Source organism: Aquabacterium sp. (assembly GCF_036273115.1).
Lineage (GTDB): Bacteria > Pseudomonadota > Gammaproteobacteria > Burkholderiales > Burkholderiaceae_C > Aquabacterium.
The window spans coordinates 202,223-225,787 of record NZ_DASUIN010000028.1; the positions used below are offsets into that span (position 1 = coordinate 202,223).

22 protein-coding genes are annotated in these 23,565 nt (G+C 61.2%); 16 read left to right on the forward strand and 6 right to left on the reverse strand.

Translation table 11 applies throughout. The features are described from left to right. Nucleotides 1-73 precede the first annotated feature (73 nt). Together VFW72_RS12900 and uraH are read right to left on the reverse strand one after the other, a co-directional pair. Complete coding sequence (locus VFW72_RS12900; protein ID WP_329674700.1) at nucleotides 74-1,327, reverse strand: urate hydroxylase PuuD; 1,254 nt, start codon at nucleotides 1,325-1,327, stop codon at nucleotides 74-76. Between the two features lie 2 nt (nucleotides 1,328-1,329). Beyond that, nucleotides 1,330-1,689 carry a hydroxyisourate hydrolase gene (gene uraH / locus VFW72_RS12905; RefSeq protein ID WP_329674701.1) on the reverse strand — a complete coding sequence of 120 codons (360 nt, stop codon included), beginning with the start codon at nucleotides 1,687-1,689 and terminating at the stop codon, nucleotides 1,330-1,332. A gap of 122 nt (nucleotides 1,690-1,811) precedes the next feature. Here uraH and VFW72_RS12910 point away from each other — a divergent pair, with 122 nt between their 5' ends. The 14 genes from VFW72_RS12910 (at nucleotide 1,812) to VFW72_RS12975 (ending at nucleotide 13,696) form a co-directional block, all read left to right on the forward strand. After that, nucleotides 1,812-2,483, forward strand: a complete 672-nt coding sequence (locus VFW72_RS12910) for a GntR family transcriptional regulator (protein WP_329674702.1) — start codon at nucleotides 1,812-1,814, stop codon at nucleotides 2,481-2,483. Between the two features lie 2 nt (nucleotides 2,484-2,485). Further along, entirely contained in the window at nucleotides 2,486-3,448 is a 963-nt protein-coding gene (gene puuE / locus VFW72_RS12915; RefSeq protein ID WP_329674703.1) for an allantoinase PuuE, read from the forward strand. 18 nt (nucleotides 3,449-3,466) lie between these two features. Then, a complete protein-coding gene (uraD, locus tag VFW72_RS12920; protein ID WP_329674704.1) occupies nucleotides 3,467-5,323 on the forward strand; it encodes a 2-oxo-4-hydroxy-4-carboxy-5-ureidoimidazoline decarboxylase in 1,857 nt (618 codons plus the stop codon). Nucleotide 5,324: 1 nt separating this feature from the next. Beyond that, the gene (locus tag VFW72_RS12925) at nucleotides 5,325-6,572 is read left to right on the forward strand and encodes a M20 family metallopeptidase (RefSeq protein WP_329674705.1); all 1,248 of its coding nucleotides are present in this window, start codon (nucleotides 5,325-5,327) and stop codon (nucleotides 6,570-6,572) included. 28 nt (nucleotides 6,573-6,600) lie between these two features. After that, nucleotides 6,601-7,059, forward strand: a complete 459-nt coding sequence (locus VFW72_RS12930; protein ID WP_329674706.1) for a hypothetical protein — start codon at nucleotides 6,601-6,603, stop codon at nucleotides 7,057-7,059. A gap of 9 nt (nucleotides 7,060-7,068) precedes the next feature. Next, nucleotides 7,069-7,974 (forward strand): alpha/beta hydrolase, encoded by a 906-nt coding sequence (locus VFW72_RS12935; protein ID WP_329674707.1) that lies wholly within the window; start codon nucleotides 7,069-7,071, stop codon nucleotides 7,972-7,974. Beyond that, on the forward strand, nucleotides 7,971-8,963 hold the full coding sequence (locus VFW72_RS12940) for an ABC transporter substrate-binding protein (protein WP_414638802.1): 993 nt from the start codon (nucleotides 7,971-7,973) through the stop codon (nucleotides 8,961-8,963). Before VFW72_RS12935 ends, VFW72_RS12940 begins: the two co-directional genes overlap by 4 nt. Before the next feature lie 33 nt (nucleotides 8,964-8,996). Then, the gene (locus VFW72_RS12945; protein WP_329674708.1) at nucleotides 8,997-9,767 is read left to right on the forward strand and encodes an ABC transporter ATP-binding protein; all 771 of its coding nucleotides are present in this window, start codon (nucleotides 8,997-8,999) and stop codon (nucleotides 9,765-9,767) included. Next, nucleotides 9,764-10,558 (forward strand): ABC transporter permease, encoded by a 795-nt coding sequence (locus VFW72_RS12950; protein WP_329674709.1) that lies wholly within the window; start codon nucleotides 9,764-9,766, stop codon nucleotides 10,556-10,558. Before VFW72_RS12945 ends, VFW72_RS12950 begins: the two co-directional genes overlap by 4 nt. Next, complete coding sequence (locus VFW72_RS12955) at nucleotides 10,548-10,967, forward strand: hypothetical protein (protein ID WP_329674710.1); 420 nt, start codon at nucleotides 10,548-10,550, stop codon at nucleotides 10,965-10,967. Before VFW72_RS12950 ends, VFW72_RS12955 begins: the two co-directional genes overlap by 11 nt. Before the next feature lie 133 nt (nucleotides 10,968-11,100). Beyond that, nucleotides 11,101-11,337, forward strand: coding sequence for a hypothetical protein (locus VFW72_RS12960; RefSeq protein WP_329674711.1), 237 nt, complete (start codon nucleotides 11,101-11,103; stop codon nucleotides 11,335-11,337). An 84-nt stretch (nucleotides 11,338-11,421) separates the two neighbouring features. Then, entirely contained in the window at nucleotides 11,422-12,093 is a 672-nt protein-coding gene (locus VFW72_RS12965) for a YceH family protein (RefSeq protein WP_329674712.1), read from the forward strand. Further along, entirely contained in the window at nucleotides 12,090-12,935 is an 846-nt protein-coding gene (locus tag VFW72_RS12970; RefSeq protein WP_329674713.1) for an urease accessory protein UreD, read from the forward strand. The genes VFW72_RS12965 and VFW72_RS12970 overlap by 4 nt, the downstream gene beginning before the upstream one ends. 59 nt (nucleotides 12,936-12,994) lie before the next feature. Beyond that, a complete protein-coding gene (locus tag VFW72_RS12975; protein WP_329674714.1) occupies nucleotides 12,995-13,696 on the forward strand; it encodes a response regulator transcription factor in 702 nt (233 codons plus the stop codon). Here VFW72_RS12975 and VFW72_RS12980 read toward each other — a convergent pair whose 3' ends face one another. The 4 genes from VFW72_RS12980 to VFW72_RS12995 form a co-directional block, all read right to left on the reverse strand. Further along, nucleotides 13,697-14,650, reverse strand: coding sequence for a nitronate monooxygenase family protein (locus VFW72_RS12980; protein ID WP_329674715.1), 954 nt, complete (start codon nucleotides 14,648-14,650; stop codon nucleotides 13,697-13,699). Between the two features lie 124 nt (nucleotides 14,651-14,774). After that, nucleotides 14,775-16,577 carry an acyl-CoA dehydrogenase gene (locus tag VFW72_RS12985; protein ID WP_329674716.1) on the reverse strand — a complete coding sequence of 601 codons (1,803 nt, stop codon included), beginning with the start codon at nucleotides 16,575-16,577 and terminating at the stop codon, nucleotides 14,775-14,777. 91 nt (nucleotides 16,578-16,668) lie between these two features. Continuing rightward, nucleotides 16,669-17,601 carry an electron transfer flavoprotein subunit alpha/FixB family protein gene (locus tag VFW72_RS12990; RefSeq protein ID WP_329674717.1) on the reverse strand — a complete coding sequence of 311 codons (933 nt, stop codon included), beginning with the start codon at nucleotides 17,599-17,601 and terminating at the stop codon, nucleotides 16,669-16,671. Between the two features lie 11 nt (nucleotides 17,602-17,612). Next, nucleotides 17,613-18,362 carry an electron transfer flavoprotein subunit beta/FixA family protein gene (locus tag VFW72_RS12995; protein ID WP_329674718.1) on the reverse strand — a complete coding sequence of 250 codons (750 nt, stop codon included), beginning with the start codon at nucleotides 18,360-18,362 and terminating at the stop codon, nucleotides 17,613-17,615. A 175-nt stretch (nucleotides 18,363-18,537) separates the two neighbouring features. On the opposite strand from VFW72_RS12995, the gene murI reads away from it, so the two are divergent. Further along, nucleotides 18,538-19,398, forward strand: coding sequence for a glutamate racemase (gene murI / locus VFW72_RS13000; protein ID WP_329674719.1), 861 nt, complete (start codon nucleotides 18,538-18,540; stop codon nucleotides 19,396-19,398). 382 nt (nucleotides 19,399-19,780) lie between these two features. Beyond that, the coding region (locus tag VFW72_RS13005) for a beta strand repeat-containing protein (RefSeq protein WP_414638803.1) at nucleotides 19,781-23,565 on the forward strand (3,785 nt) is incomplete at its 3' end.

Sequence of the window (23,565 nt, forward strand, 5' to 3'; positions counted from 1 at the left end):
GCACCTAAGAGCGCGGATTCGCCCTTACCTCGCATCAGGATGCCGCTTGCTGAGCACAAATACCGGTATCACCTCAAGGCGAGGTCGGCGCCTTCAGCTGCGCCCCGGCCCACCGTGCAATGAGCTCGCGCTCGGCCGGGGTCATTCGCGTGGCATTGTTCATCGGCATGGCCTTGAGCACGACCACTTGTTGGTAGACCCTTTGAACGTGACTGGTCAGCAACTCAGGGCTGTCAAGCGCCACCCCCTTGTTCGGTGCGGCCGAGCTATGACACACCACACAGCGCTCCTTGACCACCACCAGAACCTGGGGCAACAGCAAGGAAGCGTTGTCTGCCGCCCCCGTCTGGCGCACTCCGTCAGGCACTTGGGGCGCGCTTGCGGTGGGCGCCTGCCAAACACCTACAACCACAAGCATGGCCACCCCTGCTGCGGCCCAGCCCCAAGGGGCGGCCTGCCCAGCCAGTCGCGCCTTGTGGCGAGCCACAAAGCTGTGCCGAATCAACGCTCCCGCCAGCATGACCGCCACCAACACCAACCAGTTGTGCCGGGCCCCGGTCAGGAACGGATAATGATTGCTGAGCATGGCGAACAACACCGGCATGACGAAATAGGTGTTGTGAACGCTGCGCTGCTTGCCACGCAGGCCGTGGTTCGGGTCAACGGGCTCACCAGCACGCATGGCCGCAACCACTTTGCGCTGCCCTGGAATGATCCAGAAAAACACATTCGCGCTCATGGCTGTGGCGATCATGGCGCCCACCAGCAAAAACGCCGCACGCCCGGCGAACCATTGACAGGCCAACCAGGCCGCACCCGCCACAACAGCGGCGACCAGCGCGCCCAAAAGGCGCTCCTGCCCAGGTCTGCGCCCCACCGTTCGGCACAGCAAGTCATAAACCAACCAGAACCCGACCAGGAACCCCAAGGCAGCGCCAACGGCTGAGGCGGGTGTCCACGCCTTGACCTGTGGGTCAATCAGAAACGTACCGGCGTTAAACAAGTACAAAGCGGTGAACAGCGCAAACCCGGTCAGCCAGGTGGAGTAACTTTCCCAGTAGAACCAATGCAGTTGATCAGGCAAGCGCTTGGGCGCCCCCAGATACTTCTGCGGGTTGTAGAAGCCGCCTCCGTGAACGGCCCACAACTCGCCGCCCACGCCCTTTTCTTTCAGCGCCTCATCCTGTGGCGGCGTCAGGTTGTTGTCCAACCAGACAAAGTAGAAAGAGGACCCCACCCAGGCAATGGCCACCACCACATGCGCCCAGCGCAGCAGCAGATTGGCCCAGTCCAGGGCGTAGCCAAGCCACGGTCCCCAGTCGGCCATCGTCAGCTGCCCCGATAAGTGGAGTAGACCCACGGACTGATCAACAGCGGCACATGGTAGGCCATGTAGGGCTGCGCCACACCGAAATCGATGGGAACCAGACTCAGGAATGCCGGCTCCGGCATCTCGACGCCCTTGGCCCGGAAATAGGCTTCGACGTCGTATTCGAGTCGATAGCGACAGGCTTTGAATTCAGGCCCGGACAGCAGCGGCGAGTCCGTGCGCCCATCGGCATTGGTCTGCACCTGTTTGATCATCTGCCATTGCCCGTTCCACTCGTAAAGCGTCACGGTCATCCCGGCGGCGGGGCAGCCGTGCATGGTGTCGAGCACGTGGGTGGTCAGCTTGCCTGTATGGCTCATGGTTGTCCTTGCGTCCCTCTCGCGAAACTGTATACACTTTACCCACGATGCGTGCCCGCCGCAAGACTGCCAGCCCGACACCTCGTCTTCTCAAGGTGGATGCTGCTGCATTCGCCACAGACTTGTCAAAGAAAACTGAGGCGGCCGTCGCCGATCTGCACACTGCCACTGATCAGATTGTGGGCGCGGTGATTCAAGCCATCGTCGAACACCGACTGAAGCCCGGCACCAAGCTGGTTGAACAGACTCTGGGCAATCGTTTCGGTGTGTCGCGTACCGTGGTTCGCCAGGCCCTGTTTCGACTGCAGCAAATGCGTCTGGTCACGCTCGAGCCCGCCCGCGGTGCCTTTGTCGCTCAGCCCTCCGTCACGGAAGCGCGCGAGGTCTTTGCCGTTCGCCGCATGCTGGAAGGCCAATTGCTGCAGTCGCTCGCCGGTCAATTGCAAGGCACATCTTCTCAACGCTTGAAAGCCCATTTGCGCGCCGAGCAAGACGCGGTTGCCCGAATCGATGTCGCCGCGCGAACGCGCTTGCTGTTTGACTTCCATGTGCTGTTGGCTGAACTCAGCGGTAACACGGTGTTGACTGAACTGATGAAGGAACTGGTGTCGCGCTGCGCCCTCATCAGTCTGATGTACCAATCGGCCTCGCACGCCGGTCAGTCTCATGCCGAGCATGTGGCCCTCGCGGCCGCCCTGGAAAGAGGCGATGGCGCCGAAGCCCTTCATTTGCTCGATGCCCACCTGTCGGGCCTCGAGCACCAACTGACCGCGCACCCCCGCGTGCCCAACTGACCATGCCGACACGTTCACCCACACCCAGCCCGGTTTCACACTACCCACGCGACCTGGTAGGTTACGGTCGTACACCACCCCATGCGCGCTGGCCAGGTGGGGCGCGCATTGCCGTTCAGTTCGTCTTGAACTACGAAGAAGGTGGCGAAAACTGCGTTTTGCACGGCGACGCTGGCAGCGAGCAGTTCCTCAGTGAAATGGCCAACCCGCCCGCCTTCCCGGACCGACATCTGAGCATGGAGTCGATTTACGAATACGGCTCTCGTGCCGGGGTGTGGCGACTGCTGCGCGAATTCGAACGCCGCCGCATGCCCTTGACGGTGTTTGGCGTGAGCATGGCCCTGGCGCGCCACCCGGATCTGACCCAAGCCTTCGTAGAGTTGGGCCATGAGATTGCCTGCCACGGCTGGCGCTGGATTCATTACCAGCAAATCGACGAAGCCACCGAACGCGAGCACATGCGCATTGGCATGCAGATCATCGAAGAGCTGACCGGCCAACGGGCCCTGGGCTGGTACACCGGTCGAGACAGCCCCCACACACGCCGACTGGTCGCTGACTACGGCGGTTTCGAATACGACAGTGACTACTACGGCGACGATCTGCCGTTTTGGACCACAGTCAAACGCAGCGACGGGCAATCGGTGCCCCACTTGATCGTGCCCTACACGCTCGATGTGAACGACATGCGCTTCAGCCTGCCGCAAGGGTTCAGCCAAGGCGACGACTTCTTCACCTACCTGCGAGACACCTTCGATGTGCTCTACGAAGAGGGCAACCCGCAGGGTCTGAACGCCCCCAAGATGATGAGCATCGGCATGCATTGCCGACTACTAGGCCGCCCTGGCCGCATGCGCGCCTTGCAACGATTCCTGGATCACATCGAGCGCCACGACGGGGTTTGGGTGGCGCGTCGCATCGACATCGCTCGACACTGGCGCGCGTGTCACCCCTACTCTGCCTGACTCAACTTGGGAATACCGATGGCATCACACTCGTCAGCGACCCAATCCGCATCAGCCGTGACACTGACCCAACTCAATGCAGCAGACCAGGCCGAGTTCACCCAACTGCTTCACGGCATCTACGAGCATTCGCCCTGGATTGCCGAACGCACCTGGGCAAAGCGTCCGTTTCAAACGCTGGCCCAACTCAAATACGCGCTGGCTGAAACGGTGCGAATCGCCTCGGCAGTTGAACAGGTGGACCTGATTCGCGCTCACCCTGAACTGGCGGGCAAAGCCGCCATTGCCGGTCAACTCACCACCGAATCCACGCAAGAACAAAATCAGGCGGGCCTGACCCATTGCACCCCGCAGGAATTTGAGCGCCTGCAGGAACTCAACGCTGCCTACAAGCAGCGCTTTGGCTGGCCCTTCATTCTGGCCGTGCGGGGCCCGCGTGGGCTGGGCTTGAATCGCACCGAGATCATCGATACGTTCGCGCGCCGGTTGCGCAACAGCGCTGAATTCGAACGGGCCGAATGCTTGCGGCAAATCCATCGCATTGCCGAAATCCGCCTCAACGATCGGTTTGGCGTCGTCCCCACACTGGGCAACCAGGTGTGGGACTGGGCAGCCGATCTGGCTCGGTTCACTGACGCCCCCCCGTGTGATCAAGGCACAAGGCCGTTGACGGTGACCTATCTCACCCCAGCCCACCAGGCCTGCGCACGCCAACTCAGCGACTGGATGCGGGCGTGCGGATTCGATGAGGTGCGCACCGACGCGGTGGGCAATGTGGTGGGCCTTTATCACGGTGAAACCGAAGGCCAAAGTCACGGCGCCGAGTCCAAGGCCCCACGCTTGCTGACCGGCTCCCACTACGACACCGTGCGCAACGCCGGGCGATACGACGGTCGACTGGGCATTCTGGTTCCCATGGCTTGTGTTCAACAACTGCACCAGCAAGGCCGCCGCCTGCCCTTTGCCATCGAAGTGGTGGGGTTTGCTGAAGAGGAAGGGCAACGGTACAGCGCCACCTTCCTGGGCTCCAGTGCCCTCGTGGGCGACTTCAACCCAAGTTGGCTGGATCAGACCGACGCCGATGGCGTCAGCATGCAGCAGGCCATGCGTGAGGCGAACCTGCCCGGCACACTGGACGCCATCAGAACTGAAAAACGAGACCCAGCGCAATATCTCGGCTTTGTAGAACTCCACATCGAGCAAGGCCCTGTGCTCGATGCGCAGGACATGCCCTTGGGCGTGGTCAGCTCGATCAACGGCAGCACACGCTATGCCCTAGACATCATGGGCACGGCCGCACACGCTGGCACCACACCCATGCCCTTGCGACACGATGCAGCCACGGCCGCCGCCGAGCTGATCTTGTACGTGGAGCAGCGCGCACAGGCCGATGCCGACAGCCCCCATGGTCCCTCGGTGGGCACGGTCGGCATGCTGCAGGTGCCACAGGGGTCGATCAATGTGATTCCAGGCCGTTGCCAACTCAGTCTGGACCTGCGCGCCCCTGTCGATGCCCAACGCGAAGCACTCACCCGCGACGTGCTGGCCCAGTTGGATGCCATCTGCCAACGCAGAGGCGTGCAATACGAGGCCAAACACCTCCTCACCGCGCCCGCCGCGCCGTGTGATGCACGCTGGCAAACCCGTTGGCGCCAGGCCGTTCAGCAATGCGGACTGCCTCCATTCACTTTGCCCAGTGGGGCTGGGCACGACGCCATGAAACTGCACCAGATCATGCCCCAGGCCATGCTGTTTGTGCGAGGCGGCCATGCCGGCATCAGTCACAACCCGCTGGAAAGCATCACCAACGACGACGCCCAGTTGTGCGTCGAAGCCTTCACACACTTGCTGCACAAGCTGGCCCTGGGAGCCTGACATGGATCGAAACGCTGCCTACGCCGCGGTAGACGCCTGGATTGAGTCGCACTTTGACGAAGAGGTGCGGTATCTGCAGGAATTGGTGCGCGTGCCCACCGACACCCCACCGGGCAACAACGCCCCACACGCTGAGCGAACCGCCGAATTGCTGGCTGCCATGGGGCTGAATGCCGAAAAGCACCCGGTACCCGCCGCACAGGTTCACGCATACGGCCTGACCAGCCTGACCAACCTCATCGTGCGCCACCGGTTTGGCGATGGACCCACCGTGGCCCTCAATGCCCACGGCGATGTGGTGCCCCCGGGCGAAGGCTGGACGCACCCTCCCTACGGTGGCGAAGTGGACCAAGGCAAGCTCTATGGCCGCGCCGCGGCTGTCAGCAAAAGCGACTTCGCCACCTACACCTTTGCGCTGCGCGCACTGCAATCTCTGGCTGCCCAAACACCCGGACTGGCCTTCAAAGGCAGCGTGGAGTTGCACTTCACCTACGACGAGGAGTTCGGTGGCGAACTGGGGCCAGGCTGGCTACTGGCCCACAAGCTGACCCAGCCTGACTATCTGATCGCAGCAGGATTCAGCTACCAGGTCGTCACGGCACACAACGGCTGCCTGCAAATGGAAGTCACCGTGCATGGCGTGATGGCCCACGCCGCCATTCCCCACACCGGCGTCGACGCCCTGCAGGGCGCGGTATGCATCCTCAATGCCCTTTACCAGCAAAACGAACGGTATCGCTCGGTGCGATCGGCTGTGGCGGGCATTGACCACCCTTACCTGAATGTGGGGCGCATCGAGGGCGGCACCAACACCAATGTGGTCCCGGGCAAAGTCGTGTTCAAGCTTGACCGGCGCATGATCCCCGAGGAGAACCCCGTCGAGGTGGAGCAACAGATACGGCGGGTCATTGAAGACGCTGCCGGCCAATACCCCGGTATTCGGGTCGAGATCAAACGCTTACTTCTGGCTCACCCCCTGCGCCCTCTGCCGGGCAACGCCCCCTTGGTCTCGGCCATTCAAAAGCATGGCGAAGCCGTGTTTGGTGAACCCATCCCAGTCAGCGGCACGCCGCTGTACACCGATGTGCGCTTGTACAGCGCCCACGGCATTCCGGCGGTGATCTATGGCGCTGGCCCACGCACCGTGCTCGAATCCAACGCCAAGCGCGCCGACGAACACCTCGTTCTGGCCGATCTGCGGCGCGCCACCCAAGTCGTTGCCCGTTCCCTAATAGACTTGCTGACTTGAACAAGATCAACCAGTCAGGGAACGCCACATGACCGTCAAACACATTTTCTGGGGCCTGCTGCTCATGGTGCTGGCCAGCATGGGATGGCGCTACAAGAACGCCGATGCCGTGCAAAACCTGGTCAACCCACCCCCCAGCCCGGCGGCCGCCATTGAGTTTGACAACATGCCGCCCCCCAGCGCAGGGCCAGCGCCCGCCACCGGCGAATCGCTCGCACCCCGGCCTCCAGTCGTGACCCGTGTTGCAGGTGCCATGCGCAAGTGCAAAAAGGGACGCGAAATCACCTACACCGATGGTGACTGCCCCGCTGGCAGCAAGGAATTCGGCGTGCAAGGAGGCTCGGTCACCGTGGTACCAAGCCCCAGCGCCACCGCCGCACCTGAAAAAGACGGTGCCCCGCGAGCCAATGTACGCAACCTGCTGGTAGACCCCGAAAAAGACGCCGAACTGCGCAACAAGCGCATGGACCGCATCGTGAACCCCTGATTCACCGCCATGAAGCGCCTCCCCGGCATCATTCTGGCTCTGGTCGCCAGCCTGTTGATGGCAGGCTGCGCCCAGAATCTGTTTTATCAGCCAGATGACATCCTGTACGACGTTCCCACCCACTTGGGCTTGAACTTCGAAGAGGTCACCTTTCACAGTGCCGACGGAACTGCCCTGACGGGCTGGTTCATTGCGGCAACAGGCGTCAGCGATCCGAAGCAGGCCAAGGGCACGGCCATCCACTTCCATGGCAACGCCCAGAACATCTCTGCGCATTGGCGCTTTGCACAATGGTTGCCCCAGAACGGCTACAACCTGTTCGTGTTCGACTACCGCGGCTATGGCACGTCCAAGGGCCGCCCTCATGTCAAAGGTGTGTTTGAAGACAGCCGTGCCGCCATTGACTACATTCGCCAGCGCCCCGATGTGAATCCGGATCGACTCGTCATCTTCGGTCAGAGCCTGGGCGGTGCCAATGCCATCGCGGCGGTGGGCTCAGGAGATCGAAATGGCGTGCGCGCCATGATCATCGAGGCCACTTTTACCGGCTACTCAGACATTGCCAGCGAGAAAGTGCCTGGCGCCGGCCTGCTGATGAACGATGACTACAGCCCCACTCGCTTTGTGGGGCGCATCAGTCCGATTCCGCTGTTGCTGATTCATGGCACGGCCGACAAGGTCATTCCCTACTCGCACGCACAACACCTGTTCGAGCTGGCAGGCGAGCCCAAACAACTGATCACGGTGACCGGTGGCGAGCACATCCAGGCCTTTGCTCCCCGATTCGGCTCAACCTATCAAAGCGAGGCGCTGCGCTTTCTGGACCAAGCGCTGAACACCCCAGTCACTTCCAGCGCGTCCGCAGCAAGCCCTACTCCATCCAGCCCGAACCGCCAGAGCATCATTCAGCCATGAATCGCAAGACCCTCGCCACCTGGGCCTCGGCCCTGTCCATGCTGCCAGCTTTCGCTGCGCCCTCGGCTCACGCGGCAGAGAAGTTCACCTACCTGACCAACTGGTATGCCGAAGCCGAACACGGCGGCTATTACCAAGCCCTCGCCACCGGCTTGTACAAGCAAGCGGGGCTGGATGTGACCATCAAGATGGGCGGCCCGCAAATCAACATCATGCAAGTCATGATGGCGGGCCAGGCCGACTGCATCATGGGCTACGACGTTCAAACCATTCAAGCCTGGGAACAGGGCATCGACGCCGTCACCGTGGCCGCGGCGTTCCAGAAGGACCCCGTGGTGCTGATCGCCCACCCCGATGTCAAACAGTTCCAAGACCTCAAGTCGCGCACCCTGTTCATTGGCAGTGCAGGCATGGTCACCTACTGGCCCTGGTTGAAATCGAAATTCGGTTTCAGCGATCGCCAGATGCGCCCCTACAACTTCAACATCCAACCCTTCCTGGCCGACCCCAAATCAGCCCAGCAGGGCTATCTGGCGTCGGAACCCTTCAGCATCGAGCAACAAGCCCACATCAAGCCGTCGGTGTTCATGCTGGCTGATCAAGGCTGGCCCCCCTACGCCATGACGATTGTGTGCTCCAGCAAAACGTTGCAAGCCCGCCCTCAGGCGGTGTCGGCGTTTGTCAAAGCATCCATGCAGGGCTGGAAAAGCTATCTCACCGGTGACCCCAGCCCCGCGCATGCTCTTATCAAGAAAGACAACCCCGCCATGACCGACGCCTTGCTGGCATACGGCATCCGTACCATTCGCGATTCGGGTTCGGTGCTGGGGGGCGATGCGGCCCGCATGGGCATTGGCACCATCACCGAAGCACGCATGAAGCAAACCTACGATCTGCTGGTGGCGCATCGCTTGCTCGACCCCAAGAAAGTCGATTTCAAGAAGACCTTCACGACCCGCTTTGTGCAAGATGCCAAGGTCATGCCTTGAGCTCAGCCATTGTCCTGAAGCACCGACAAACTGATGCCCGCCTCACTCGATTCCACTGCCGGCCCATCCACAACCGCGATCGAACTGCAAGGCGCAAGCCTGACCTATCCCAACGGCACCATCGCCCTGGCAGCCACTGACCTTCGCATCGAACCCGGCCAGTTTGTCAGCCTGCTGGGCCCATCCGGGTGCGGCAAGAGTACTTTGCTCAAGCTGATGTCGGGTTTGCTGGCACCCAGCGCCGGCCGTGTGCACACAGCCGCAGGCCCCGAGGCGCTTTCCTATGTCTTTCAGGATGCAACACTGATGCCCTGGACAGACGTCTGGCATAACGTGCGGCTCCCACTCGATCTGGCGGGCACGCCGAAAAGTCAGGCCAACGAACGGGTACACGAAGCCCTGAAGCTGGTGGGCCTGGACGGGTTTGCCCGCCACAAACCGCATCAGCTGTCTGGCGGCATGCAAATGCGTGCCTCCATCGCCCGCGGGTTGGTAACCCGCCCCAAGTTGTTGCTGATGGACGAGCCCTTCGGGGCCCTCGATGAAATCACCCGCCACAAGCTTGACAGTGACCTTCATCGCCTTTGGCTGCGCGAGCCCGAGCTGACCGTCGTTTTCGTGACCCACTCGGTGGCCGAGGCGGTTTACCTGTCACAGCGGGTCATTGTGATGGGCACGAAGCCGGGGCGCATCGTCGCTGACTTGATCATCGACGAGCCTCATCCGCGTGAAGCCGATGTTCGCACCAGCGCCGCCTTCAATGAGCGGGTCAGAACGCTGCACCACCTTCTGAACAAACCATGACCACCCTTGCCACTCGTTCCTGGCTGTTCCGCTTGCTGCCCTGGTTGGTTTTTCTGGCCCTCCTGGGGCTGTGGCAAGCGTGGACCACCCTGGCCGACATCCCCGCCTACCTGCTGCCCTCGCCCTGGCTGATTGCGCAAACCCTGCTCAGCGACTGGCCCATGCTTCAAGACGCATGGTGGTCCACCTTGTCGATCACCCTTTGGGCCTTTGTCGGTGCGGTTGTTCTGGGGACGCTGCTGGCCTTTCTGATGGTTCAAAGCCTTTGGCTGGAAGCCGCCTTGCTGCCTTACGCCATCTTGCTGCAAGTCACCCCCATCGTGGCCATTGCCCCCTTGATCATCATCTGGGTCAAAGAGCCGCAATCGGCCCTGGTGATCTGCGCCACGGTCGTCGCCTTGTTTCCCATCGTCTCCAACACCACGGTGGGCCTGCGCAGTGTGTCGCCCGGCTTGCGCGACTACTTCCGCCTGCAAAGGGCCAGCCGCCTGCAAACCCTCTGGCGCTTGCGACTGCCCAGTGCCCTGCCCTATATGCTGGCCGGCTGGCGCATCTCCGGCGGACTGGCCCTGATCGGCGCCATCGTGGCCGAGTTTGTGGCGGGTACCGGTGGCACGCAATCTGGGCTGGCCTATCAGATCCTGCAGTCTGGTTACCAACTCAACATTCCACGTCTGTTCGCGGCCCTGACCCTCATCACCTTGACTGGCGTCCTGATTCACACAGCCCTGAGCGCCCTGACCCGCTGGTCTCTGGCCGGTTGGCACGAAAGCGAACGACATGGCCACTGATCCCACGTGGCGAGGAAGCTGGTCGGGTAGCGAAATCCGCGAGGTCAAACTCAGCCCGCAGGGGCAGTTACAGGTGATGTTTTCAGTCGTCACGGCCCAATCTCCCAGCGGCGTCGATGGTTATCTGACCAGCGTGGAGCTGACCTTGCACACCAGCGCCCCGCCCACCTGCATCGATGACCATGGCCACACCCTGGCCCTGAGCGAACTCCTGGGCGCCATCGCCAGTGGCCATGCCCTCATCGCAGGCAGCCCGAAGCTGCAACACCATGTCGACATTCCGACATGCCACGACGCCGCAACCCTATCGTGGCAACTGATATCCGGCTCTTCGCTGGAGGTTCAGGGCACGCACCTTCGAATCACCTTGTGCGATCAAGGCCAGTTCCATGAGTCGTTCAACTGCTGAGTTCACAGGCCCCTGGCAGAACGGCGGCAAACTGAAGAACTCAATTGAAGGCATTTCGTGAGCTTGTTCCTCGCCTGAAAGCGAGCAGGCCTCTACGATTTGTCTACGTTGTTGTACTGAATGGATCTGGCCCATGCGTGCTGTTTTGACGTCTGCCCTGGCCCTGGCATTTGCCAGCCCCTCCGCCTTCGCCTCCTCGGGCTCGCTCGAGCAGTTCAGTTTTCATATGAGCACCGCCTCGCAGGTTTTGGCTGGCTTGGCCACACTGGCCTTGCTGTACGTCGTGAAGGCACGCCCGCAACGTGTGGTCAAACTCGATGCACCTGGCCGACGCTACGATCCAACGGTACGCGGCCTGTTCGAAGACTGAAACTCTTTTGATCCCTCGCTCAAGCCGCCATGCGCGGCTTTCAGTGCTATTGTCGACAGCATTGACCAGACCAAGGAGCAAAGGGTGACCACCCGCGCATTGACCGCCATCGAGGCCCGCGTGCTCGCGGTCCTTGTTGAGAAACAGCACACCGTCCCAGACAGCTATCCCCTGTCGCTCAACGCCCTGACCCTGGGGTGCAACCAGAAGACTGCGCGTGAGCCAGTCATGAACTTGAGCGAAGCCGACGTCCTGCAGGCCATCAACGGTCTCAAGGAACTCAGTCTGGTCACCGAAGTCAGCGGCAGCCGTGTCGTCCGGTTCGACCACAACGCCGCCCGAGGCTTGGGCATACCGAGCCAATCCGTGGCGCTGCTGACCTTGCTGATTTTGCGTGGCCCCCAAACCTCTGCCGAGTTACGCCTGCATACCGAGCGACTGCACCGCTTCGCGGACATCTCATCGGTGGAAGGCTTTCTCAACGAACTCGCCGAGCGCGAGCCGCATCGTGTCGTTCGGCTCCCCCGTGCCCCCGGAGAACGCGAAGCTCGTTGGGCTCATCTCTTGTGCGGCGAAGTTCAAACGGCTGCCCCTGCGCCGTCTGCAACAGGGTCCTCGCCCGGCAGCGCTGAGGCGCAGGCGGAGATGCGCGAGGAAATCGACTCACTCAAAGCCGAGATTGCCCAGCTGAAATCGCTGGTTCATCGTCTTGCTGCCGAACTGGGCATGCCAACCGACACCGACCCACAGGCATGAGCTGGCACGGACACCTCGATCTTCACTACCAACGCCAAGGCCACCGAACCACAGCGCTCGATCGTCATGATGGGCCCTTGCGTGTGTTGCAACGTCTCTACCCTGAAGGCGACGCCATTTGCCACCACGTACTGGTTCACCCACCTGGCGGTCTGGTAGGCGGCGACACGCTGGAGTTGGCTGCCCGGCTGGACACCGGCACCCATGCGCTCATTACTACGCCTGGCGCCACCCGTTACTACCGAAGCGCCGGTGGCGAAGCCACGCAGTTCGTGCATGCCACCCTGGCAGACAACGCGCGCCTCGAGTGGCTGCCTCTGGAATCGATCGCCTATCCGGCTTGCCAGGCCGTGAACCGCATGCGCTTTGATCTCGCCCCCAGCGCACAAATGATGGGCTGGGACATCGTTGCCCTGGGTCTGCCCGCGGCTGGGCAGGAATTTGACGGCCCCAGCGCCGCGCCCGGGCATTTCACCCAGGAAATTGAACTGCCTGGCGTCTGGCTGGAACGTGGAACGATTCGCAGCCAGGACAGCCTGTTGCTAGACAGCCCCGTGGGGTGGGCGGGTAACCGCGTCATGGCCACCCTGTGGCTGGCAGCGGGCTCCGCTGTAGAGCGCCCTCTGGCACACGCCCTGCTCGAGGCCAGCCGTGAACTGGTGGTGCAAAGCCCTTTAGCCAGCACCGGCGGCTGCACCCAGCCTCATGATCAAGTCCTCGTGGTGCGCGTACTGGCCGACCGAGTCGAGCCAGCCATGGCACTGCTGACCCGCATCTGGGCGTCATGGCGCACCCTTGCATGGGGGGTGCCTGCCTGCCCACCGCGAGTGTGGCGCACCTGAAACAGCCCTATCATCGCCCGTTCACCGACCAACAAAAACTCAGCCAGGAGAACGCGGCCATGAAAGTGCTGCTGATTGACGACCACCCCTTGATTTTGTCTGCCCTGAAATCCGTGATCCAGGGGCTTGGCCAGGGCATTGAGGTCTCTTCAGCCGAAAGTGGTCAAGCCGCCCGCGCGGCCCTGAAGGCTGACTCCGGCTACGACTTGGTTCTGCTCGACCTGCATCTGGGCGACACCCATGGGTTTGACCTGCTGGCTGAATTGCGTGAGGTCTACCCCGCCATTGCCGTTGTGGTCATTTCTGCATCCGACCGCACCAGCGACGTGATTCGAGCCATTGACATGGGCGCCATGGGCTTCGTGCCCAAGCGAGCCAGCAACGAAACCCTGGTGGCGGCACTCAAGCAGGTGATGTCTGGCGGCGTTTACGTTCCGCCCATGACCATGGGCTCAGAAAGCCAAGCCACCGCGGCGGCCCCTGCGAGCAACATGAGCGACGACCTGCACGCCGCCATTCATCTGCCGCAATGGGGCCTCACCCCGCGCCAGACGGACGTCCTGGCCTCCTTGCTCAAGGGCCACCCCAACAAGCTCATTGCCCGCGAATTGAACCTCTCGGTTGAAACCGTGAAAGACCACGTTGCAGCGGTGTTGCGCGCACTGGGTGTCAGCTCGCGTACCCAGGCCGTGATTGCCGTGAGCCAGGCACTACAGAAGCAACAAAACGGCTTTTCGGCCTGGCGTCCGGCGTCGCGCTGATCACCAAGTGGCCACGGCCTGTTTGGCAGCGTCGTACTCGGCACGCAAACGGGCCACCAACTCAGCGGTCGACACCACCTGCTTGACCGCGCCAATGCCCTGCCCACACCCCCAGATGTCCTTCCAGGCCTTGGCTGGTGTCGCGCTGCCAAAGCTCATCTGGCTAGGGTCGCCATGGGCCAGGTTGTCAGGGTCCATCCCGGCCGCCACGATCGAGCCCTTCAGATAATTGCCATGCACCCCGGTGAAGAGACTCGAGTAGACGATGTCTTCACTGCTGCTGTCGCAAATCATCTGCTTGTAGGCATCTGCCGCCCTGGCTTCATGGGTGGCGATGAACGCCGAGCCCATGTAGGCAAAGTCGGCGCCCATGACCCGCGCCGCCAGCACAGCCCGTCCGGTCGCCATCGCCCCTGACAGTGCCAAAGGGCCATCGAACCACTCGCGGATTTCCTGAATCAACGCAAACGGGCTGGTCGTGCCAGCGTGCCCGCCTGCCCCGGCGGCAACGGCAATGAGGCCATCAGCCCCCTTCTCCACCGCCTTGCGTGCGAACTTGTTGTTGATCACATCGTGGAGAACCACACCACCATAGCTGTGAACCGCATCGTTGATGTCGGTGCGTGCGCCCAGGGAGGTGATGATGACCGGCACCTTGTACTTCATGCACAAGGCCATGTCCTGCTCCAGGCGGTCATTGCTCTTGTGCACGATCTGATTGATGGCAAACGGCGCCGCCGGGCGATCTGGATGAGCCGCGTTGTAAGCCGCCAGCGTTTCCGTGATCTCTGCCAGCCATTCATCCAACTGCGATGCCGGACGAGCATTCAATGCCGGCATCGAGCCCACCACCCCCGCCTTGCATTGTTCGATCACGAGCTTGGGGTTGCTGATGATGAACATGGGGGACGCAATAACCGGAAATGGCACCTTCTGCAAAACCGCTGGCAACATGAACGCTCCTTCCATACTGGACGGCGTTCAGCATACAAAGAAACCGACGCCAAAAACAAAAAAGCCACCCGAAGGTGGCTTGTATCTGACAGAACAGGACTGCGTCCTGCTCGATCAATCAGGCTCAGAAAGCCTCAACAGGCAAGGCCGTCACGCTGTCACCGCCAGCCAGAATCATTTCGCGCAGCGAAGCGATGCGAGGCAGGATGTGGTCGCCGTAGAAACGCACGGTGGCGATCTTGGCCTTCATGAATTCAGCGTCTTCACCAGCAGCCAGCTTGTCTTCGGCCACGATCAGGGCACGACCCATCTGCCAGCCAGACACCAGGTTGGCGGCCAGCATCAGGTAGTTCACCGAACCGGCAAACACGGCATTGGGGTTGCTCTTGACGTTGGCCAACACGAAGTCGACCACTTGCAGGAAGGACTCGCGGCCAGCCTTCAACTGAGCTGCGTACTTCTTGCAGACATCGCCACGGGCAGCCAGTTGGCCTTCCAGATCGGCGATCTGACCTGCGATGGCCTTGGCCACAGCGCCGCCGTCACGGGCGGTCTTACGACCGACCAAGTCGTTGGCCTGAATGGCGGTGGTGCCTTCGTAAATCGGCAGAATGCGCGAATCGCGGTAGTACTGAGCTGCACCGGTTTCTTCGATGAAGCCCATGCCGCCGTGCACCTGCACGCCCAGCGAGGTCACTTCAACCGAGTTTTCGGTCGAGAAGCCCTTGATCAGCGGCACCAGGAACTCGTAGAACGCTTGAGCCTTCTTCGCTTCTTCCTTGTTGGGGTTGAAGTGGGCGTTGTCGTATGCGGCAGCACCGACCAGAGCCATGGCGCGTTCACCTTCGATCAGGGCACGCATGGTCAACAGCATGCGCTTGACGTCTGGGTGGTGAATGATGGCCACGGATTCCTTGGCGGAGCCGTCCACAGGGCGCGATTGCACGCGGTCCTTGGCGTAGTTCACAGCGTGCTGGTAAGCGCGCTCGGACACGGCAATACCTTGCATGCCCACGTCGTAGCGAGCCGCGTTCATCATGATGAACATGTACTCGAGGCCGCGGTTTTCTTCGCCAACCAGGTAGCCGATAGCACCGGGGCCGACTTCGCCCTTGTCGTCACCATAAACCAGCACAGCGGTAGGCGACGCCTTGATGCCCAGCTTTTCTTCGATCGAGGCGCAGTACACGTCGTTGCGCTTGCCCAGCGAGCCGTCTTCATTGACCATGAACTTGGGCACGACGAACAGCGAAATGCCCTTCACGCCTTCAGGCGCGTCGGGGGTGCGAGCCAGCACCAGGTGGACAATGTTTTCCACCATGTCGTGCTCACCGTAGGTGATGAAGATCTTCTGGCCAGAGATGCGGTAGGTACCGTCATCTTGCTTGACAGCCTTGGAGCGAACCAGGGCCAGATCCGAACCGGCTTGGGGCTCGGTCAGGTTCATGGTGCCGGTCCACTTGCCGGAAACCATGTTGGGGATGTAGCGGGTCTTGAGCTCATCGCTGCCAGCGGTCAGCAGGGCCTCGATGGCACCACCGGTCAGGATGGCGCACAGCGAGAAGCTCAGGTTGGCAGCCATCATGTGCTCAACGCAAGCAGCACCGATGGACTTGGGCAGGCCTTGGCCGCCGTATTCGGCAGGTTGACCCAGACCTTGCCAGCCGCCTTCGGCCAGCGCAGCGTAGGCTTCCTTGAAGCCCTTGGAGGCGCGCACGACGCCGTTGTCCCACGAACCGTGATCCTGGTCGCCAGACCAGTTCAGAGGAGCAACGACGCCCTCATTGAACTTGGCCGACTCTTCCAGAACGGCTTGAGCGGTTTCAAAACCAGCATCTTCAAAGCCTGGAATGGTAGCGACTTGGTCGATGCCAGCCAGTTCCTTCAAAACGAACAGCTGGTCTTTGACGGGGGCACGAAAACTCATGTGTGTTCTCCGATAAACGACAAAGGGGGCGCCTCGAAAGACGCCCCCGCAGGCTCAAATGTACAGACCGGAATCTGTCATCTTGCCCAAATTACAGAGCCTTGACCAGTTCAGGAACAGCGGCGAACAGGTCAGCTTCCAGACCGAAATCGGCCACTTGGAAGATGGGGGCTTCTGGATCCTTGTTGATGGCCACGATGACCTTCGAATCCTTCATACCGGCCAAATGCTGGATGGCGCCGGAGATACCGCAAGCCACGTACAGCTGAGGCGCAACGATCTTGCCGGTCTGACCGACTTGCAGGTCGTTGGGAGCGTAACCAGAGTCCACGGCAGCGCGCGAAGCACCGATGGCGGCGCCCAGCTTGTCGGCCAGGGGGGTCAGGACTTCGTTGAACTTCTCAGCAGAGCCCATGGCACGACCACCAGACACGATGATCTTGGCAGCAGTCAGCTCAGGACGCTCGGACTTGGTCACTTCGCGACCCACGAACGAGGACTTGCCGGAGTCAGCCACAGCAGCCACGGTTTCCACAGCAGCGGAACCACCGGTGGTGGCTGCAGCGTCGAAAGCGGTACCACGAACGGTCAGCACCTTCACAGCATCAGCGCACTGAACGGTGGCGATGGCGTTACCAGCGTAGATGGGACGCTCGAAGGTGTCAGCAGAGATCACCTTGGTGATTTCAGACAGCTGAGCGGAATCCAGCTTGGCGGCCACGCGAGGAGCCACGTTCTTACCAGAAGCGGTCGCGGGGAACACGATGTGGCTGTAGCCCGAAGCCACGGCCAGCACTTGAGCGGCCACGTTTTCAGCCAGGCTGTCAGCGAATTGAGCGCCGTCAGCGTGCAGCACCTTGGTCACACCAGCGATTTGAGCGGCAGCAGCAGCGGCGGCACCGGCGTTGGAGCCTGCGACCAGCACGTGCACGTCGCCACCAGCAGCCTTAGCAGCGGTCACGGCGTTCAGGGTTGCACCCTTGATGCTGTTGTTGTCGTGTTCAGCAATAACGAGAGCGGTCATGCGTTATCTCCTCAGATCACTTTGGCGACGTTCTTCAGCTTGTCGACCAGGGTGGCCACGTCGGGCACCTTGATACCAGCAGAACGCTTGGCGGGTTCAGCCACGCTCAGGGTCTTGATACGGGGGGCCACGTCCACACCCAGGTCAGCCGGCTTGACGGTTTCCAGGGGCTTCTTCTTGGCCTTCATGATGTTGGGCAGAGTCACGTAACGTGGCTCGTTCAGGCGCAGGTCGGTGGTCACCACGGCAGGCAGAGCCAGCTTCACGGTTTCCAGACCGCCGTCGACTTCACGGGTCACAGCGACCTTGCCGTCGGCCACTTCCACCTTGGAGGCGAAAGTACCTTGGGGCAGGTCAGCCAAAGCAGCCAGCATCTGGCCGGTTTGGTTGCTGTCGTCGTCAATGGCTTGCTTGCCCAGGATGATCAGATCGGGCTTTTCCTTGTCGACCAGCGCCTTCAGCACCTTGGCCACGGCCAGAGGCTGCACTTCAGCGTCGGTTTCAACCAGGATGCCACGGTCTGCACCGATGGCCATGGCGGTACGCAGGGTTTCCTGGCACTGAGCCACACCGATGGACACGGCGACGATCTCGGTGACCACGCCCTTTTCTTTCAGGCGAGTGGCCTCTTCGACGGCGATTTCGTCAAAGGGGTTCATGGACATCTTGACGTTGGCGATGTCGACACCAGAGCCGTCAGACTTCACGCGAACCTTCACGTTGTAGTCCACAACCCGCTTGACCGGAACCAGAACCTTCATGCGTTGTTCTCCTGCGTCATGAGGAAGAGTTAGTAGGGAAATTGCCGCGCCAAAAAAGCACGATCGTTCGATTCTAGCGCGAGTTCGAGGGGTGTACACCCCCCTGTTTGCGCAAAACGCAGACAATAAGCGACTTCTGCCTGTTTGGGCCTGATTCGCTTCAATTTTTTCTGGCATGTCCACGCTTTCTGCTCACTACGACACACCTGTCTCCACAACTGGTCAGGGGCTTCGGATCGGCGTATTCGATTCAGGCGTGGGCGGGCTGTCGGTGCTGCGAGCCATTCGCGAGGTGATGCCGCAAGCCGATCTGGTCTACGTGGCCGATTCGGCAAATGCCCCCTACGGTGAACGCAGCGACGCCTTCATCCAGGAACGCAGCCGAGAAATCAGCCATTTCCTGAAAAATCAGGATGTCAACGGCATCGTGGTGGCATGCAATACGGCCACCGCTGTCGCGGTCCAGGAATTGCGACAGAACCTCCCTCAGCTGCCAATCATCGGGGTTGAGCCAGGAATCAAACCCGGCATTGCCCAGTCGCAGAGCAAGCGCGTGGGTGTCCTGGCCACACCAGGAACGCTGGCCAGCCAGAAATTCAAGTCGCTGGTAGCGCGACACGGGGGCGACGCCGACTTGTTTCTGCAGCCTTGCCCCGGTTTGGCCAAGGCGATTGAAGCAGGCGACCTGAACCGGCCTGAATTGCTCGACCTGGTGGACCATTTCTGCGCCCCCCTGAAAGCCGCGAAGGTCGACACGGTGGTGCTGGGTTGCACCCACTACCCGTTCATTGCGCAGCAATTGCGAGCGGCATTGGGCCCCGACGTCGAACTGCTGGACACAGCCAGAGCTGTAGCCCGCCACACAGCGACCCTGCTGGGCGGTCTTCACGATGCAAAAAATCCGGTGCGCGCCACCCATGGCTCGGTCGAGCTGTGGACCACCGGCAGCCCGGAACATTTGCAACGGGTGGCTCAAAGCTGGCTGGGCTGGCCATTGGCTGCGCGGGTCATGCCACATTCCTTGCCGGCAAAGTGAGGCGGCACGCCTCCACATGGGCCGTCACCAGACATAAGCAGCCCCAGCCCGTCCGACCGAGCCAGCCGTGAGATTCGCCTGACATCACTGCGTCAGATCCCCTTCCATCGCCAATCCACACCGATTTGACGTGATCTTCATCACGAAATTCGGGGGGCCAGACCCACTGTGTAAACAGATTGTGAAGTCAAGTCTGCATAGCGCGCACCGATAAATCCGTAGATCTGGAGGAAAGGGCTCGGGCCAGCGCGTGGATGTGATGCCGGCACAGGCCTTTTTTCTCCCCTTTGGTAGCAAGGACAAGTCTTTAGCCTCCTTCTACCGTCGAGTTTCTCTGTCAGTCGAGCGCAGACGCCGCCTGGCAGATATATGGAGTTAGAACATGGCCTCACTGATCCCAATGCTGTCGACCACGCAAGTGGCCTCGCTGTCGACCACGACCATTGCCGGGCTGACCACTGCCGACTGGGCCTTGTTCACCACGGCACAGATCCAGGCTCTGACGACGGATCAGATTCAAGCCATTGAAGTCGCCGATGTGCGCGGCCTGACGACCACGTCGATGTCGGCGTTCAAGACAGACCAGATTGCCGCCCTGACTTCGGCTCAAATCGGCAACTTCACCTCGACCCAGGTCGCAGCGCTGAGCAGTTCGCAGGTGCAGGCCATCGAAACCAGTGACATCGTCGGTCTGAACACCGCCGACCTGCGAGCGCTGAGCAACACGGTGGTCGGAGCCATGACGACCGATCAGATTGCCGCCTTGAGTTCCAGCCAGATGGGTGGACTGTCTTCGACGCAAATGAGCGCGTTGAGCACCACACAGATCCAGGCAATTGAGACGACAGACCTGGCCGCGCTGACATCCACACAATTCGGCGCACTGAACACGGCACAGATCCAAGCCCTGACAACAGCGCAAATTGGTGTCCTCAACTCGAGCGCCATCCGTTCCCTGAGTACCGCTGCGGTCGCCGTGCTGACGACCGATCAGATCGACGCGATGAGCACGACGCAGATTTCTGCGCTCGACACACGCCAGGTCGGCGCACTGAACACGGCACAGGTCACCGCGATCGACACCACAGCCATTGGTGCATTGAGCACCGATGGCATTCGTGCTCTGAGCACCGCCGCTGTGGCAGTGCTGGGCACAGACCAGGTCGCCGCCCTTAACACCGCGCAAGTGGCCTCGCTGAGCACGCGCCAGGTGGCTGTACTCAACACCAATCAGGTCTCGGCAATTGAAACGGGTGACCTGGCCGCGATGACCACGGCTCAGATCGCGACCTTGAATACGGATCAGGCCGCCTCGCTCACCACCGCCCAGATCGGGGCGTTGAACACGGCTGATGTTCGTGCTTTCAACACCAGCGTGATCAATAACCTGACGACCGATCAGATCGCAGCGATGAGCTCGAATCAGATCGGCGCGCTGAGCAGTACGCAAGTCGGGGCGCTGAAGGCCACCCAGGCCGCAGCCATCGAAACCACCGACGTCGCTGCGCTGAACACCTTGGCCGTTCGTGCAATGAGCACCGCAGCCGTTGCCGCGCTGAGCACCGATCAGATTGCCCAACTGAACACCAACCAGGTCGGTGCATTGGCCAATAACCAGATTGGCGCACTGGACACCAACCAGGTTCTGGCACTGAACTCCAATCAGGTGGGCGCCCTGAGCTCAGCTCAGATTGGCGCACTGAACACCGCACAGGTTGCCACTCTGGAAACCGGTGAAATTGGTGTGCTCAACACCTTGGCCATACGCGCCTTCAATACGGCCGCCACCGCGGCTTTGACCACCGACCAGATTGCGGCGATGAACTCGGCGCAAATTGGCGCGCTGAGCACCACCCAGGTGGGCGTTTTGAATACGGCACAGGTTGCCGCCATTGAGACCACTGACCTGGGTGCGATCAACTCTGCCGGTGTGCGCGCACTGACCACCGCAGCAGTGGCTGCACTGACGACCGACCAGGTTGGTGTGCTCAACACCACTCAGATTGCGTCCTTGAGCACCAATCAGATTGGGGCCCTGAACTCCAGCCAGATCGCAGGTCTGAGTTCGGTCCAGGTTGGCGCCTTGACATCAAGCCAGGCTGGCGTGCTCAACACGAACCAGGCCAGTGCCATCGAAACCACCGACATTGGTGCTCTGAGCACATCTGGCATTCGCTCGATGAGCACCGCCGCAGTGGCTGCACTCGACAGCAACCAGATTCAGGCGCTGAACTCGGCTCAAATCGGGGCGCTGAGCACCACACAAGTCGCCGTTCTGAACACGAATCAAATCGGTGCCATCGAAACGACTGACATCAGCGGGTTGAGCACGGCTTCCGTTCGCTCGCTGAACACCGCAGCCGTGGGTGCCCTCTCGACGGCCCAAATTGGCGCACTGAGTACCGCTCAAATCGCTGCGCTGAATACCGCCCAGGTTGCCAATCTGAATACCGATCAGATCGCCGCATTGACGTCGACGTCGTTTGCCGCTCTGGGTTCCACTCAGATCGCCGTTCTGAACACAGCGCAGGCTGCCGCCATCGAAACCACCGACATCTCGGGGATTTCAACCGCCGGCATCCGCGCTTTGAGCACCGCTGCGGTCAATGCACTGAACACCGAACAGATCGTGGCACTGAACTCGGCGCAGGCCGCTGCGCTGTCGACCAGCCAGGTCGCGGCCATGACGACCGACCAGATCAACGCGATTCAGACCGCTGATTTGCGCGCCATGGGCACCGCTCAAATCGGTGCACTGAACAGCACTCAAGTCGCTGCCCTGAACACGGACCAAATTGGCGCGCTGAGCACAGCTGCCGTTCGCGCCATTTCGACGACTGGCATTGCAGCCATGAGCAGCGATCAGATCGCAGCCATGGATTCGGCCCAGATTGGTTCATTGAGCACCACGCAAGTGGCTGCCATGAACACGAATCAGGTCGCCGCCATCGAAACCACCGACATCGCCGGGTTGAACACCGCAGACATGCGCGCGCTGAACACCAATGCGCTGACAGCACTGTCTTCTGAGCAATTGGGCGTTCTGAACACCGCGCAGGTGTCTGCCTTGAGCAGCACCCAGGTTGCCGCACTGACCACAGACCAGATTGCTGCGCTGAATTCGGCTCAATTCGCCGCATTGAGTTCTTCGCAAGTCGGGGCGTTCAACACAGCACAGGCCGCGGCCATCGAGACGTCAGACATTGGCGCGATCTCGACATCAGGCATTCGCGCTCTGAATACCGCCGCCGTGGCGGCTCTGAGCACTGACCAGATCGCGGCGCTGAGCTCGACTCAAGTCGGCGCACTGAGCACCACACAAGCCGCCGTCATCAATACGGCTCAGGCCGCGGCCATTGAAACCACCGACATCGCCGGGCTGAACACCGCCTCGATTCGCTCGCTGTCGACTGCTGCTGTCGCCGCCCTGACAACCGACCAGGTTGGTGTGCTGTCGACTGCTCAGGTCAATGCGCTGACGACCGCCCAGGTGGCCAATCTGACAACCGATCAGATCGCCGCACTGAACTCGGCCGATGTAGCCGCACTGGCGACCGCACAGGTCGGGGCTTTGACCTCGACGCAGGCCGCAGCCATCGAGACGAATGACATTGGAGCCCTGACCACAGCGGGTGTTCGCGCCTTGAGCACCGCTGCAATCGCCGCGCTCAATAGCGATCAGATTGCCAACCTGACCTCGACACAAGTTGGCGCCCTGAGCACCACACAGGTCGGCGTGCTCAACACGGATCAGGTTTCTGCCATCGAAACCCGCGACATAACGGCTCTGGGAACGGCCGCCGTGCGTGCACTGACCACCGCAGCGGTGAATGCCATCACCACCGATCAAGTCGGGGTATTGACTACAACACAAGTCGCCGCGTTCGGTACCGATCAAATTGCCAATCTGAACACCAATCAGATTGCTGCACTGAACTCGGCTGATGTCGGTGTACTGACTTCGACGCAGGTCGCTGCACTGAACACCAACCAGGTTCTTGCGATTGAGACCACCGACATCAGCGCACTGAGCACCGGTGGCGTGCGTGCCCTGACTACGGCTGCCATCAATGCGATGAGCACCGACCAGATCTCGGTGTTGCGCACCACCCAGATCGGCGCTCTGAGCACCGCTCAGGTCGCGGCCATGAACACCGATCAGGTCGC

What these genes read in the sequence shown, in the direction of transcription:
- VFW72_RS12925 (WP_329674705.1), top strand. Translation starts at nt 5,325, where the DNA reads ATGGATCGAAACGCTGCCTACGCCGCGGTAGACGCCTGGATTGAGTCG.
- VFW72_RS12975 (WP_329674714.1), top strand. Translation starts at nt 12,995, where the DNA reads ATGAAAGTGCTGCTGATTGACGACCACCCCTTGATTTTGTCTGCCCTG.
- VFW72_RS12970 (WP_329674713.1), top strand. Translation starts at nt 12,090, where the DNA reads ATGAGCTGGCACGGACACCTCGATCTTCACTACCAACGCCAAGGCCAC.
- VFW72_RS12945 (WP_329674708.1), top strand. Translation starts at nt 8,997, where the DNA reads ATGCCCGCCTCACTCGATTCCACTGCCGGCCCATCCACAACCGCGATC.
- VFW72_RS12940 (WP_414638802.1), top strand. Translation starts at nt 7,971, where the DNA reads ATGAATCGCAAGACCCTCGCCACCTGGGCCTCGGCCCTGTCCATGCTG.
- VFW72_RS12900 (WP_329674700.1), bottom strand. Translation starts at nt 1,327, where the DNA reads ATGGCCGACTGGGGACCGTGGCTTGGCTACGCCCTGGACTGGGCCAAT.
- VFW72_RS12990 (WP_329674717.1), bottom strand. Translation starts at nt 17,601, where the DNA reads ATGACCGCTCTCGTTATTGCTGAACACGACAACAACAGCATCAAGGGT.
- VFW72_RS12950 (WP_329674709.1), top strand. Translation starts at nt 9,764, where the DNA reads ATGACCACCCTTGCCACTCGTTCCTGGCTGTTCCGCTTGCTGCCCTGG.
- VFW72_RS12960 (WP_329674711.1), top strand. Translation starts at nt 11,101, where the DNA reads ATGCGTGCTGTTTTGACGTCTGCCCTGGCCCTGGCATTTGCCAGCCCC.
- VFW72_RS12935 (WP_329674707.1), top strand. Translation starts at nt 7,069, where the DNA reads ATGAAGCGCCTCCCCGGCATCATTCTGGCTCTGGTCGCCAGCCTGTTG.
- VFW72_RS12955 (WP_329674710.1), top strand. Translation starts at nt 10,548, where the DNA reads ATGGCCACTGATCCCACGTGGCGAGGAAGCTGGTCGGGTAGCGAAATC.
- VFW72_RS12985 (WP_329674716.1), bottom strand. Translation starts at nt 16,577, where the DNA reads ATGAGTTTTCGTGCCCCCGTCAAAGACCAGCTGTTCGTTTTGAAGGAA.
- uraH (WP_329674701.1), bottom strand. Translation starts at nt 1,689, where the DNA reads ATGAGCCATACAGGCAAGCTGACCACCCACGTGCTCGACACCATGCAC.
- puuE (WP_329674703.1), top strand. Translation starts at nt 2,486, where the DNA reads ATGCCGACACGTTCACCCACACCCAGCCCGGTTTCACACTACCCACGC.
- murI (WP_329674719.1), top strand. Translation starts at nt 18,538, where the DNA reads ATGTCCACGCTTTCTGCTCACTACGACACACCTGTCTCCACAACTGGT.
- uraD (WP_329674704.1), top strand. Translation starts at nt 3,467, where the DNA reads ATGGCATCACACTCGTCAGCGACCCAATCCGCATCAGCCGTGACACTG.
- VFW72_RS12980 (WP_329674715.1), bottom strand. Translation starts at nt 14,650, where the DNA reads ATGTTGCCAGCGGTTTTGCAGAAGGTGCCATTTCCGGTTATTGCGTCC.
- VFW72_RS12930 (WP_329674706.1), top strand. Translation starts at nt 6,601, where the DNA reads ATGACCGTCAAACACATTTTCTGGGGCCTGCTGCTCATGGTGCTGGCC.
- VFW72_RS12995 (WP_329674718.1), bottom strand. Translation starts at nt 18,362, where the DNA reads ATGAAGGTTCTGGTTCCGGTCAAGCGGGTTGTGGACTACAACGTGAAG.